General features: G+C 62.1%; 12 protein-coding genes. 4 read left to right on the top strand and 8 right to left on the bottom strand.

Features of this window, described 5'->3' with window-relative positions; translation table 11 throughout:
- Nucleotides 1–13: 13 nt before the first annotated feature.
- The 8 genes from NUH88_RS00410 to NUH88_RS00375 all read right to left on the bottom strand — a co-directional run bounded on the left by NUH88_RS00410 (nt 14) and on the right by NUH88_RS00375 (nt 8,416).
- Complete coding sequence (locus tag NUH88_RS00410; protein WP_257769243.1) at nt 14–790, bottom strand: MBL fold metallo-hydrolase; 777 nt, start codon at nt 788–790, stop codon at nt 14–16.
- A 7-nt stretch (nt 791–797) separates the two neighbouring features.
- Nucleotides 798–1,616, bottom strand: a complete 819-nt coding sequence (locus NUH88_RS00405; protein WP_257769242.1) for a TatD family hydrolase — start codon at nt 1,614–1,616, stop codon at nt 798–800.
- Nucleotides 1,617–3,149, bottom strand: a complete 1,533-nt coding sequence (gene metG, locus NUH88_RS00400) for a methionine--tRNA ligase (RefSeq protein ID WP_257769240.1) — start codon at nt 3,147–3,149, stop codon at nt 1,617–1,619.
- 100 nt (nt 3,150–3,249) lie between these two features.
- The gene (locus tag NUH88_RS00395) at nt 3,250–4,368 is read right to left on the bottom strand and encodes a DNA polymerase III subunit delta' (protein WP_257769239.1); all 1,119 of its coding nucleotides are present in this window, start codon (nt 4,366–4,368) and stop codon (nt 3,250–3,252) included.
- The gene (gene tmk / locus NUH88_RS00390) at nt 4,365–5,033 is read right to left on the bottom strand and encodes a dTMP kinase (protein WP_308220083.1); all 669 of its coding nucleotides are present in this window, start codon (nt 5,031–5,033) and stop codon (nt 4,365–4,367) included. Before tmk ends, NUH88_RS00395 begins: the two co-directional genes overlap by 4 nt.
- Nucleotides 5,026–6,192, bottom strand: coding sequence for a D-alanyl-D-alanine carboxypeptidase family protein (locus NUH88_RS00385; protein WP_257769238.1), 1,167 nt, complete (start codon nt 6,190–6,192; stop codon nt 5,026–5,028). Before NUH88_RS00385 ends, tmk begins: the two co-directional genes overlap by 8 nt.
- Before the next feature lie 148 nt (nt 6,193–6,340).
- Nucleotides 6,341–7,342 carry a septal ring lytic transglycosylase RlpA family protein gene (locus NUH88_RS00380; RefSeq protein ID WP_257769236.1) on the bottom strand — a complete coding sequence of 334 codons (1,002 nt, stop codon included), beginning with the start codon at nt 7,340–7,342 and terminating at the stop codon, nt 6,341–6,343.
- Between the two features lie 96 nt (nt 7,343–7,438).
- Nucleotides 7,439–8,416 (bottom strand): lytic murein transglycosylase, encoded by a 978-nt coding sequence (locus NUH88_RS00375; protein ID WP_257769234.1) that lies wholly within the window; start codon nt 8,414–8,416, stop codon nt 7,439–7,441.
- Nucleotides 8,417–8,680: 264 nt separating this feature from the next.
- Between NUH88_RS00375 and NUH88_RS00370 the strand changes: the two genes are divergently transcribed.
- From NUH88_RS00370 to NUH88_RS00355, 4 genes are all read left to right on the top strand, one after another.
- Nucleotides 8,681–9,499: an NAD-dependent epimerase/dehydratase family protein gene (locus tag NUH88_RS00370; RefSeq protein ID WP_257769233.1), complete on the top strand. Its 819-nt coding sequence runs from the start codon at nt 8,681–8,683 to the stop codon at nt 9,497–9,499.
- Nucleotides 9,500–9,521: 22 nt separating this feature from the next.
- Entirely contained in the window at nt 9,522–10,442 is a 921-nt protein-coding gene (gene kdgD, locus NUH88_RS00365) for a 5-dehydro-4-deoxyglucarate dehydratase (protein ID WP_257769231.1), read from the top strand.
- A gap of 178 nt (nt 10,443–10,620) precedes the next feature.
- Complete coding sequence (locus tag NUH88_RS00360; RefSeq protein WP_257769229.1) at nt 10,621–11,607, top strand: TRAP transporter substrate-binding protein; 987 nt, start codon at nt 10,621–10,623, stop codon at nt 11,605–11,607.
- Between the two features lie 110 nt (nt 11,608–11,717).
- Nucleotides 11,718–12,278, top strand: a complete 561-nt coding sequence (locus tag NUH88_RS00355; RefSeq protein ID WP_257769227.1) for a TRAP transporter small permease — start codon at nt 11,718–11,720, stop codon at nt 12,276–12,278.
- Nucleotides 12,279–12,290: the final 12 nt, after the last annotated feature.

Below are 12,290 nucleotides of genomic sequence, written 5' to 3'. Positions count from 1 at the left end.
TCCGGCCCCTCGCCTAGATCTCGATCACCAGCCCGTCATAGCCCGGTTCGACGCCGGGCGGGCACTTTGCGAGGGTTTCCTCGTAATCCAGCGAGGCGGCCATGTGGGTGAAATAGGCCTTCCCCGGTTGAACGTGTTCGATCCAGCCGAGCGCGGTCTCCAGATTGGCGTGGCTGCGCGCATGCTCGAGCCTGAGGCAATCGACGATCCAGACCGGAATTCCCTTCAGACGGTCGAGCTCCGCTTCGGTATGGACGGCAACGTCGGTCGAATAGGCGAAGCGGTTGTTGAAGATCAAGCCGAGACACGTACCGCTCGGCCCGTGATCCTGCTCGGCGATCTCGATCGAAAGCGGGCCAATCCGCAGGGTCTGGCCTGCCACGATCTCGCGCATCGTCAGCGGCGAGCGGAAATGCGGAGGGCTTTCCGGCGTCTTCTCGAACATGTAGCCGAAGCGCTGGTTCACGTCCTTCCAGGTCTTGGCGTCCATATAGGCCGGGATCTGCTTTCCCGTGCCCCAGCAGAGCGGGCGCACGTCGTCTATGCCGTGAACATGATCGGCATGACTGTGGGTGTAGATGATCGCATCGAGATCCGTGACGCCCGCATCGACCAGCTGATCGTGCAAATCGGGTGTGGTGTCGACGAGGACGGAGACGCCCCCCTCTTCCACCAGGATCGAAGGTCGTCGGCGCCGGTTCTTCGGATTTGAGGGATCGCAGGCGCCCCAGCCGTCGCCCACCACGGGGACGCCCGAGGACGGGCCGCAACCGAGCATGGTGATCTTCATCGCGAGGTCAGGCCGCGTTGCCGAGATCTAGATCCGCCGGCGGCGGGACCTTGGAAAAGAGACGGAAGAAATTCCGGGTCGTGTCGGACGCCATTTCCGCTTCAGAGACGCCGCGAAGCTCCGCCAGCGCCGCATGGGTATAGGCGACATAGGCCGGCTCGTTTCGCTTGCCGCGTTTCGGCACCGGCGCCAGATAGGGCGCGTCGGTCTCGACCAGCAGCCGGTCGGTCGGAACGTCGCGCACCGTCGCCCGGATATCCTCGGCATTCTTGAAAGTGATGATGCCGCTGAGCGATACGTAGAAACCGATATCGAGCGCACGCATCGCCAGTTCCCGGCCGCTGCTGAAGCAATGCAGCACGCCGGTATAGGGCTTGCGGGCATATTCCTCTTCGAGCAGCGCCGCCGTGTCCTCGTCCGCATCGCGGGCATGGACAATCAGCGGCAAACCGGTTTCCTGGGCCGCGCGGATATGGGTAGTGAAGCTGCTGCGCTGCGCATCCCTGGGCGAGCTGTCGTAATAATAGTCGAATCCGGACTCGCCGATCCCGACCACTTTCGGATGGGCCGCCAGCTCGACCAGTTCCTCGACCGTGACCGGAGTCTCCTCGCCCGCCTGATGCGGGTGGATGCCGACGGAACAATAGACGTCATCATATTGCTCCGCGATGGCGCGGATGCGGGGAAAGGTCGAGATCCGCGTGCTGATCGTCACCATACGACAGACGCCGGCACGGCGGGCGCGCGCGATGACCTCGTCCCGTTCCTCCTCGAAGGCCTCGAAATCGAGATGGCAGTGGGAATCGACGATCGCCGGAACGCTCACTCAGGCCTCCGCCGCTTCCGGTTCGACATAGCGCGGGAAGACCCCGCTCGGCTTGGGAAGCGGCGTGCCCGGGACGAGGCTGGTGCCGAGCGCATCGAAGCTCCGTCCCTCCTCGCCGACGGCGAGCTGGTCGAGCATCTTCGCGGCGCTTTCCGGCACCACCGGCTGCATCAGCACCGCGAGCACGCGGATCACGTCGGCCAGCACGTAGAGCACCGTGGCCATGCGGTCCGGATCGGTTTTCTTGAGCGCCCAGGGCGCCATCTCGTCGACATAGCGGTTCGCGTCCCCGATCACCTGCCAGATCTGCTCCAGCGCTTTGTGGAAGGCTTGCGCGTCATAAGAGGCGCGCAGCTCGCCGAGCAGCCCCGACGCAGCGTCGAGCAACTTGCGGTCCGCCTCGGTAAAGTCGCCATGCGGCGGCACCGCCGCACCGCAGTTTTTCGCGATCATCGAGAGCACGCGCTGCGAGAGGTTGCCGAAATCGTTCGCCAGCTCGCTGTTCATGCGGTTGACCATTGCCTGATGCGAGAAGTCGCCATCATTGCCGAAGGGCACCTCGCGGAGCAGGAAATAGCGCACCTGGTCGAGACCGTATTTCTCCACCAGCTCCAGCGGATCGATCACGTTGCCGAGCGACTTGGAGATCTTCTGCCCCTCGTTGGTCCACCAACCGTGGGCATAAACCCGTTTCGGCAGCGGCAGGTCGGCGGCCATTAGGAAGGCCGGCCAGTAGACGGCATGAAAGCGCAGGATGTCCTTGCCAACCATGTGCAGGTCGGCCGGCCAGTAGGCCTTGTAATCGGCGCTGTCCGTGTCGGGATAGCCCGCGGCGGTGATGTAGTTGGTGAGCGCGTCGAGCCAGACATACATGATATGCGCGTCGTCGCCCGGCACCGGCACGCCCCACTTGAAGCTGGTGCGTGAAACCGAGAGGTCGCGGAGGCCAGATTTCACGAAGCTGATCACCTCGTTCCGCCGCGCCTGGGGCGCGATGAAATCGGGGTTCTCCTCGTAATGCTTCAGCAGTGGTTCCTGCCATTTCGAAAGATCGAAGAAATAGCTCGGTTCCTCGACCCACTCGACCGGGGCGCCGGTCGGCGCCTTGCCGTCGACGACCTCGGTCTCGGTGAAGAAGGCCTCGTCGCGCACCGAATACCAGCCGGCATAGGCGCCGAGATAGATGTGCCCCTTCTCCTTCAGTTTGTTCCAGATCTCCTGGCAGGCCTTCTTGTGGCGCTCTTCCGTCGTGCGGATGAAATCGTCGTTCGAATAGTTCATCGCTTTGGCGAGATCGCGGAAGTTCTGCGAGACCGTGTCGGTGAAGCTTTGGGGATCGACGCCCGCATTGGCCGCCGCAGTCTCGACCTTCTGGCCGTGCTCGTCGGTGCCGGTCAGGAACTTCACGTCATAACCGTCGAGCCGCTTGAAGCGCGCGAGTACGTCGCAGGCCAGCGTGGTGTAAGCATGGCCGATATGGGGCTTGTCGTTGACGTAGTAGATCGGCGTCGTCAGGTAGTAATGCGCGCTCATGGAATGGGTCCGATCGGCGGTCGCCGCCCGATTTCCTGGACGGTCTGTGAATCTGGTGTCCTGAGGTACCGTCCGCTCCCCTCAGTTTCAAGACGAAACGTCAGGGGGCGGCGTGATCTGGGCCGAGCATCTGGAAGGCATCCACGAGCATCTGCCGCTTGTCGAGACTGAGCCGGCTGCCGCGCCCGATCATCGAGGTGATGCTGGCGCGCCGGTCGGCGATCCCCGCCGGGCCGAGTGTCGCCGCAAGCCGCTCGGCGGCGGCGCCCATCCCTGGAATACGGTCGACGGGCGCCTCTCCCGCGGCCGCGTCCCGCGCCGTGCGCCCGAGCCACCAGTCGAGCAATCCGACGCCGGTTTCGAACGGATCGCTCTCCTCCGCTTTCACCGCCCGGGTCCAGCGGTCGGCGAGTTCGAGCACCGCGAGATCGCTTACCTGCGGATAGTTTCCGAGCGCTTTGAAAAGCTCCCTGAGCGCATCGATGCCGCCGTCTGCAGCAAGCGAGAGCGCCCGCCCGATACTGCCTTCGGAGAGCGCGACGAGAGTTTCGGAGGTCGCCGCGTCTAGCTCCGGCACATGTTGCTTTAGCAGTTCGGAGACCTGCGCGTCGGAGAGCGGGCCGAGCCGCAGCACCCGGCAGCGGGAGCGGATCGTCGGGAGCAGCCGTCCCGGCGCATGGCTGACCAACAGAAGCAGCGCCTGACGCGGCGGCTCCTCAAGGAGTTTCAGTACGGCGTTGGCGGCGTTGCGGTTCATCTCGTCGGCACTGTCGAGCACGACGACGCGCCAGCCGCCGAGCGACGGAGTCAGGCGCAGGAAGCTTCCGATCTGGCGGACGTCGTCGACGACGATCTCGCCCCGCATCTTTTTTCGCTTCTCGTCGTAACCACGCTCGATGACCAGCATGTCCGGATGGCTGCCGGCGGCGACCTGGGCGAAGACCGGATTCTCCCGGGCGACATGCATGCCGACCGCGGTCTTGGGAAGCTCGTCCCCAAAAAGGCCGGGCCCCTCATCAGCTGCGCCGGCGCCGGACAGGACATGGCGCGCGAACCGGTAAGCGAGCGTCGCCTTGCCGATGCCGGACGGTCCGGTGATGAGCCAAGCATGGGGAATCTTTCCCGACGCCACAGCCTCCGCCATGGCGCTCTCCGCTGCTTCGTGTCCGATCAGGTTTTCGGACTCGCGCGGCAGGGGAATACTTCTCTCCTCGCTCATAATCTCACTTTCAAGCGTTCGCGAACCGCTGTCGCGACCGCGTCTTGAACTTTTTCCAGTGGCTTTCCGGCATCGATCAGAACGACCCTGTCGGGCTCTGACGATGCGATTGCGTGAAATCCCTCGCGCATGCGTTCGTGGAACGCCAGTTCCATCCGCTCAAAGCGGTCCTCGCCGCCGCGGCGAGCGGCTTCTTCACCCGCCCGTGTCCGGGCCAGACCTGTTTCCGGCGCCAGGTCGAGCACGAGTGTCAGATCCGGTTTCAGTTCACCCAATACGATACGATGCAGATCGGTTATTTTCTGCAGATCCAGGCCGTGCCCGTATCCTTGATATGCCATGGTCGAGTCTGCAAAACGGTCGCAGAGGACCCAGCAGCCTCTGGCCAAAGCGGGCTCGATCAGGCGTTGCACGTGATCGCGCCGCGCCGCATAGAGCAGCAGCAGCTCCGTAATGGCGTCCCAGCGGCCGGTTTCACCGGTCACCAGCAACTCCCGGATCTGTTCCGCGCCAGGCGAGCCTCCCGGCTCGCGCGTCAGACAAACCTCAATTCCAGCGGCCTCAAGGGACGCCGACAGCTTGCGGATCTGGGTGCTTTTGCCGGCTCCCTCTCCGCCTTCGAAAGTTATGAAACGTCCGCGCGCGCGGTCCGGCAGATCAGCCACCGCTACCCCAGACCAGATATTCTACGGCCGCACCGACCTTTCCGAAGACGCCCAGTTCACCGACATCATTAGCGGCGTAAAGCGGGATCGAGACTTCGTCCATTTCCGGGGCGGTCACTTTCAGGGTGGCAAGCTGGGTCCCGGCGGTGATCGGAGCCGGGATCGGGCCTTCGTAAACCACGCTGACCTTCATTTTCGGGCGCGAGGTTCGACGGATCGTCAGCAGAACATCTTGGTCCGTCGTGAGCGCAACCGTCTTCGCGCCGCCGAGCCAGACGTCGGCTTCGGCCACGGTTGCTCCGCTAGTGAAAAGTTCGTAATTCTCGAACTCCCGGAACCCCCAGTCGAGAAGCGCTTCGGATTCCTGCGAGCGCGCCTTCACACTGTCCAGACCGTTCACGACAAGGACGAGCCGCCGTCCGTTACGGATCGCGGATGACGTCAGACCGTATCCCGCGACTTCCGTGTGTCCGGTTTTCAGGCCGTCCGCGCCCATGTTCTTGTACAGCAGCGGATTGCGGTTGCCTTGCTTGATTTTGTTGTAGGTGAACTTGGTTTCCGAATAGATCGGGTAGTATTCAGGGAAGCGGCGGATGGTTTCCATGGCCAGAGTTGCCAGATCATGCGCAGTTGTCCGGTGCTCCGGGTCGGGCCATCCGGTCGCATTCTTGAACGTACTGCCGGTGAGGCCGAGTTCGTGGGCGCGCCGGGTCATCTCGGCGGCGAAGGCCTCTTCGGTGCCTGCGAGCGCCTCGGCGAGCGCAATAGCTGCGTCATTGCCACTCTGCACGATAATGCCGCGCAGGATATCCTTGATCGCGACCCGTGTGTTCACCTTCACGAACATCTTGGAGCCGCCCTTGCGCCAGGCCTTCTCGCTAATCGCGATGGTGTCGTCCATCGAGAGACGCCCGTCCTTGAGACGTTCGAAGGCCATGAACACGGTCATGATCTTCGTCATCGAGGCTGGCGGCATGGGTTTGTCCGCGTCCTTCTCGAAGAGCACCGCGCCGGTGTCGTAATCGATCAGGATGGCTTCGCGCGCACTCGTGTCGAGCGCCTCGGACGCCGGCGTCTGGATGGCAAGAATCAGGAGCGCGAGCGGGATTATTCGCACGCCGCGCCGGATTGCTGCATTCAGGTTGCTGGCGATAGTCATCAAGAGTCCCCCTCCGGTCGGTCGGCCGAATGATCGTTATCAAGTGAACCTGAGGTTTCTATATCCCCACGGGAAGGGAATGGTAACGGACAAATTTGATTTAAATGAGACATACGAGCCGGATCTGAGCCGGTACATCGGTATCGTTCTATTCAACAATGACACGCGCACCCGGATAGCCACGATCAATGACCGCTTCGAGTATTTTGTCCGCATCCTCGACAGTCTCGAGCGGGCCGAGGCGAACGCGGTAGAAGTATTTTCCGTTGACCAGCTTTGGAGAAATCGCGACCGGTCCGACCGAGGCGAGGACAGTGGTCAGCTTGTCGGCATTCGTCGCATTTGTGAAGGCGCCCGCCTGGACGAAGATTTCCGTTTTCTCCGGTTCCGTCTGGATCACAGTCGCCGTGTCGCGCGACTGCCGTGCAAGATCGACCGCACTGCCCTGAGCGGCCGGACTCGCTGCGCTGGAAGTCACGGGGGCTGGAGTCGGAGCCGGCGGCGGGGTAAGGGTGACCGACCCTGGGATCGTCGCCACACTGCTCTTGGATACCGAGACGCTCGGTGCGGCGCTCGGGGCCGGAACAGGAACGCTGTCCGCATTTAGGCTGGCCAGCCTGACCGGACGTCCCTTGCTGTAGGACTCGGCCATCAGCCGGCTCTCTTCCGGGAGGATCTCGACCCGGACTTTCGCAGTGCCTTGCCGCTCGAAGCCGAGAAGCTGCGCCGAGCGGCGCGACAGATCGATGATCCGGCCATGGGCGAAAGGCCCGCGATCGTTAACCCGCACCACCAAGGCACGTCCATTCTCTAGGTTGGTCACACGGACCACGCTCGGCATCGGCAGGGTCCGGTGCGCCGCAGTGACGTCGTTCTGGTCGAAGACCTCACCGTTCGCCGTCGCCTTGTTATGGAAATTCGGCCCGTACCAGGATGCGATCCCGGTCTCCACATAGCCGTAATCGACCTGCGGATAGTACCAGACGCCGTTAATCTGATAGGGCGACCCGACCTTGTAACGACCGAGCGGCTGCCCGTCCGACGTCGCGTTGTTCAACTGCTTTGCCGTATGCACGACGAATTCGGTCTCTGCGCAGGCGGAAAGTAAAATGGCGAGCGTGACAACGGAGAGCGTTGCAAGAGATTTCATTTGAGGCCCTTTTAAGTCCCGGAGACGCCTGACCAACTACCGATATGCAGATTTGACGCGCACTCTACCACATTTTGTTGCCGATTGGAGGCCGATCTATGGCCGTCCGATTGCGTCCGCGAGAGTTCCGACCGCGGTCGCGAAATAGCTCGACCTGTTCCATTTCAGGATCACGTCGTAATTCGCATAGGCAAGATAGGCCGGTGCCAGTTCTCCGTCGCCCGGGACCACGAGATGGCTGCTCAGGTTGCGCTCCGGCAAGGGGCCGCCATCACGCCGCTTCACGCCGAGCGCTTCCCACTCGCGCATCGTCTTTTGTTTCTTGGAATCGACCAGCGATTTGTCGAAACCCGCCGGCAGCGCGACGGCGCGGCCCCAGTTGGTGTCGGCATTCCAACCCGAGCGGGAAAGATAGTTGGCGATGGAGGCGAAGACATCCTCCTTCGTGCCCCAGATGTCCTTATGTCCATCGCCGTTATGGTCGACGGCGAAATTGTGGAAACTCGACGGCATGAACTGGCTCTGCCCCATCGCGCCGGCCCAGGATCCTTTCATGTCGCCCGGCGCAATATGGCCTTCATCGAGGATTTTCAGTGCGAGCAGCAATTCCTTGCGGAAGAAGGCACTGCGCCGTCCGTCATGGGCGAGCGTCGCCAGCGAGGCCACAACGGGAAAGCCGCCGGTGATGCGGCCGAAATCCGTCTCCACGCCCCAAAGCGCGACGATGAAGCGCGGCTGGACGCCGTATTTTTCGGAGACCTCGGTCAGCAGCGCCTTGTTTTCTGCAAGGAGCTTGCGCCCTTTCTGTATCCGGGCGTTTGGAACGACCCGCGTCAGATACTGCTCGAAGGTAAGCGTGAATTCGGGTTGCTTGCGGTCGAGTTCGATGACGCGCGGGATCGGTGCGACGCCGGCGAATGCCTGATCGAGGATCTTTTGATCGATCCCCTGCCCCGCAGCCTCGGCCTTGAGTTCCTTGACCCAGTCCTCGAACGGCTGGGCCGCTATCGCCTCCGCCGGGCCGAACGCGGCGGTCACGAGAAGTCCTGCTGCGAGTAGGTAACGTCCGATCATGATGCGCGCGCCTGTTGCCAATGTCTGTGTCGAAAACCTGTTCCGGATGTTGTGACACAGGGCCGTAAGGCCCGCAAGAAAGCGGGAATAAACCGCCTAAGCCATTGATTGATGGCGGTCGCGGAAGGTTGCGGCGCTGCGTTGCCTCACATGAATCGGTCGGGGATTCGATCACTAAATCACTTGAGCGGACAGAATGATCTGGACTCATTGATCGCATTAAGTATCCTCAATATAGCAATTAATCATATTAATGAGATTTTGATGCGACGTGTTCTACTGACAGGCGCTGCCGGCGGTATCGGCCGCCGCATGCGCAAGGCTCTCGCAAATGTTTATCCCGTGCTGAGGGTAAGCGATGTCGTCGATATCGGCCCAGCGGCCGACGGCGAGGAAGTGATGATCGCGGACCTTACCGATCCGGCGGATCTGAAACGGCTGGTCGACGGGGTCGACGGGATCATCCATCTCGGCGGGCTCTCGGTTGAGAACGAGTGGTCCGATATCCTGAAAGTGAATATCGACGGAACCTACCGGCTCTATGAAGAGGCGTACGAGGCCGGTGTCCGGCGGATCGTTTTCGCCAGCTCGAACCACGCGGTCGGGTTTTATCCGAGGGGGCAGATTCTGGATGGAACCGAGCGTCCCCGGCCCGATTGTCGCTATGGCCTCAGCAAGGTTTTCGGCGAGGCGCTGTCTCAGTATTTCGCGGACAATTACGGGCTCGGCATCCTCTCTATCAGGATCGGCTGGTGTTTCGAGAAATCCGACACGCCGCGCACGCTTGGTTCCTGGGTCAGCATCGGGGATCTGACCCAGCTTTGCCGGCTCGGTCTCGAAATGCCCGGTCTGCATCACGAGATCGTCTTTGGCGTCTCCGACAATTCCCGGACCTGGTGGGACAACAGAACCGCGCGCCGGCTCGGGTACGCACCGCAGGACTCATCCGATCAATGGATCGCCGAGGTCGAAGCCGGGGCGCCGGAGCCCGGCAACGAGGTCGCCCTCGCCGTCCAGGGCGGGCCTTTCGCCAGTACCGGCTACGAGGGTGACCCGAAGCGCGTCACCGAACAGAAATCCTGAATTCAAACCTGGGAGCGCAATCGTGCCTCTTTCGCCGCAAGAGCTCAAAACCCGGATGGGAAGCGGGCTCCTCTCGTTTCCGGTCACACATTTCGACTCCAATCTCAATTTCGCCCCGGAACCATACAAGGAGCATGTGAGCTGGCTCTCGTCGTTCGACGCGGCGACGCTCTTTGCAGCTGGCGGCACGGGCGAATACTTCTCCCTCGGTCAGGAGGAGTATCCGGCAATCATCCGAACGGCCGTCGAGGCTGCGGACGGCCGGTGTCCGGTTGTCGCCGGTTGCGGCGTGAATACGGCCCGTGCCATCGCAGATGCGCAAGCGGCTGAAGCCGCGGGTGCGGACGGTGTCCTCCTGCTTCCCTCCTACTTGATGGCGGGGACGCAGGACGGCCAGTTCGCGCATGTAAAGGCGGTATGCGATTCCATTGGGATCGGGGTGGTGGTCTATAACCGCGCGACCTGCCGGCTCACGGCGGAAACCATCGCGCGTCTCGCAGAACAATGCCCCAACCTGATCGGCTTCAAGGACGGTGTAGGCGAGATCGACGAGGTCACGCGTATTCGAACATTGCTCGGAGACCGGCTGGTTTATGTCGGGGGCATGCCGACGCATGAGCTTTTCGCGTCGGCCTATGACGGTGTCGGTTTCAGCACCTATTCCTCAGCCGTTTTCAATTTCGTCCCGGAACTTGCACTCGACTTCTATCGGGCACTCCGCGCGGGCGACCGCTCCACAACAGACCGGATACTGAAGGATTTCTTCCATCCCTTTGCCGAAATCCGCGATCGGGTTCCTGGCTACGCCGTTAGCCTGATCAAGGGAGGTTTGCGCGCGGTCGGCCGCGATCCGGGCCCGGTCCGCCCGCCCCTGAGCTCGGCATATGAGAGCGATGTGGTTGAACTCGAAGGCGTAATCGAGGGCTTGAGGCGCGCGGCATGAAAAAGAAGTAAGATCTATTTCGCAATAGATTGACCAATTTTACGGAGAAGGCATACTTCTTATCAGCGAGGAACGGCGTCGACCGGCGCCGTATCCCCGGAACCGGGCACACGAAACGATAAGAAAACAATCGGTGCCCCTGCCCCGGCCAACGAGCCGGACCAAAAGGGAGGAAAACATGACACTTATTCGGAAAATCGGTTCGACGGCGCTTGCCGTGGCGATCGCTGCCGGTCTCGCCGGAGCGGCGCATGCGGCGGAGTGGAAAGGCTGGAATATCCATAAGCCCGGCTATCCGAACACGGTCGCGATGGACAAGTTTGCGGAACTGGTCGCGGAAAAGACCGAGGGCCGCCACACGCTGAAGATGTTCCATTCGGGCGTGCTCGGTAACCAGCCAGATGCGATCGAGCAGCTGCGCATCGGCGGCATTGAGATCGGTAACTTCAATCTCGGTCCGATCGGTCCCGTCGCGCCGGAGGCCAACGTGGTTTCCCTGCCGTTCGTCTTCAAGGACATGGACCATATGCACCGTGCCATGGACGGCGCACCGGGCGACCAAATCAGCGCCGGCATGGCCAAGAAAGGCCTGATCGCACTGGCCTGGTACGATTCAGGCGCGCGCTCCTTCTACAATTCCAAGCGTCCGATCAACCAGCCGTCGGACGTGCAGGGCATGAAGGTTCGCGTGATGAACAACGACCTCTATTCCGGCATGATCGCGGCGCTGGGCGGCAACCCGTCGCCGATGGCGTTCTCTGAGGTTTATCAGTCGCTGAAGACCGGCGTGGTCGATGGCGCGGAAAACAACTGGCCGTCCTATGAGTCGACCGGGCATTTCGAGGTGGCGGGCTACTATTCGCTCTCCCAGCATTTGATCATCCCGGAATGCGTCTGCATCAACGCGGACGTCTATAACGGCCTCTCGGATACGGACAAGGCAGCCGTGAAAGCGGCGGCGCGCGAATCCGCCGAGTTGCAGCGCAAGCTTTGGGCCGAGCGGGCCGAAGCCAGCCGGGCGATGGTGATGAAGGCCGGTGTGAAGTTCAACGACGTGGCCGACAAGGCGGCGTTCCAGAACGCGATGAAGCCGGTTTACGAAAAGTTCCTGGCGAGCAACCAGGAACTGAAGCCGCTCGTCGAAGCGATTCAGGCGACTCAGTAAGCTCCTGTCCCGTGGCCGCCGGGGCTGTGTTCGCGCACTAGCCCCGGCGGCATTTTTTCCTTTCCGATCCGCCGCCGGCCGCTACCGCGGCCCCGAACCGGAAGACGCCGATGAATTCCATGCAATCGACGGATGCCCGCACTGGGGCGCAGGATTCCAGATCCCCGGTCAGCGAAGTGCTCGGGTATTTCGACAGGTTCCTCGACACGATCTGCCGCCTCAGCCTCTGGACCACGGGGATCGCCATGGTCGTGCTCACGGTCATCTTCGGCTGGCTGGTCTTCGGGCGCTATGTACTGAACGCGACACCGACCTGGGTCGAGCAGATCGCGCTTCTGCTGGTCGCGCTGATCGGCTTCGTCGGCGCCTCAACCGGCGTGCACGAGCGAACCCATCTCGGCGTGTCCTTCTTCCGCGACGTGGCGCCGCGTCCCGTGCAGCGCGTGATGGAGTTCGTCACGTACCTGATCATGGGAGTGTTCGGCCTCGTCATGATGCTGCAGACCTACAAGCTGGTGCTCTTCAAGTGGAGCACCCAGATCCCCCTGATTCACTTGCCGGAAGGCCTCCGGGCCGTGCCGCTGACGTTCTGCGGCGGCGCCTGCCTGCTCTATTCCGTCGGCCACCTGATCCGTTTTTTCCGCGAACCCGGTCGCAGGACCGAGAGCTGACGGGACATATGT

Source organism: Nisaea acidiphila, assembly GCF_024662015.1.
GTDB classification, from domain to species: Bacteria; Pseudomonadota; Alphaproteobacteria; order Thalassobaculales; family Thalassobaculaceae; genus Nisaea; species Nisaea acidiphila.
Note: the sequence above shows the minus strand (reverse complement) of the source record. Positions and strands in the feature narration are given on the sequence as shown.

Bases quoted from the DNA above. Each gene is read 5' to 3' on its own strand.
- NUH88_RS00410 (WP_257769243.1), bottom strand. From the start codon at position 790: ATGAAGATCACCATGCTCGGTTGCGGCCCGTCCTCGGGCGTCCCCGTG.
- metG (WP_257769240.1), bottom strand. From the start codon at position 3,149: ATGAGCGCGCATTACTACCTGACGACGCCGATCTACTACGTCAACGAC.
- NUH88_RS00395 (WP_257769239.1), bottom strand. From the start codon at position 4,368: ATGAGCGAGGAGAGAAGTATTCCCCTGCCGCGCGAGTCCGAAAACCTG.
- NUH88_RS00385 (WP_257769238.1), bottom strand. From the start codon at position 6,192: ATGACTATCGCCAGCAACCTGAATGCAGCAATCCGGCGCGGCGTGCGA.
- NUH88_RS00380 (WP_257769236.1), bottom strand. From the start codon at position 7,342: ATGAAATCTCTTGCAACGCTCTCCGTTGTCACGCTCGCCATTTTACTT.
- NUH88_RS00375 (WP_257769234.1), bottom strand. From the start codon at position 8,416: ATGATCGGACGTTACCTACTCGCAGCAGGACTTCTCGTGACCGCCGCG.
- NUH88_RS00370 (WP_257769233.1), top strand. From the start codon at position 8,681: ATGCGACGTGTTCTACTGACAGGCGCTGCCGGCGGTATCGGCCGCCGC.
- NUH88_RS00360 (WP_257769229.1), top strand. From the start codon at position 10,621: ATGACACTTATTCGGAAAATCGGTTCGACGGCGCTTGCCGTGGCGATC.
- NUH88_RS00355 (WP_257769227.1), top strand. From the start codon at position 11,718: ATGAATTCCATGCAATCGACGGATGCCCGCACTGGGGCGCAGGATTCC.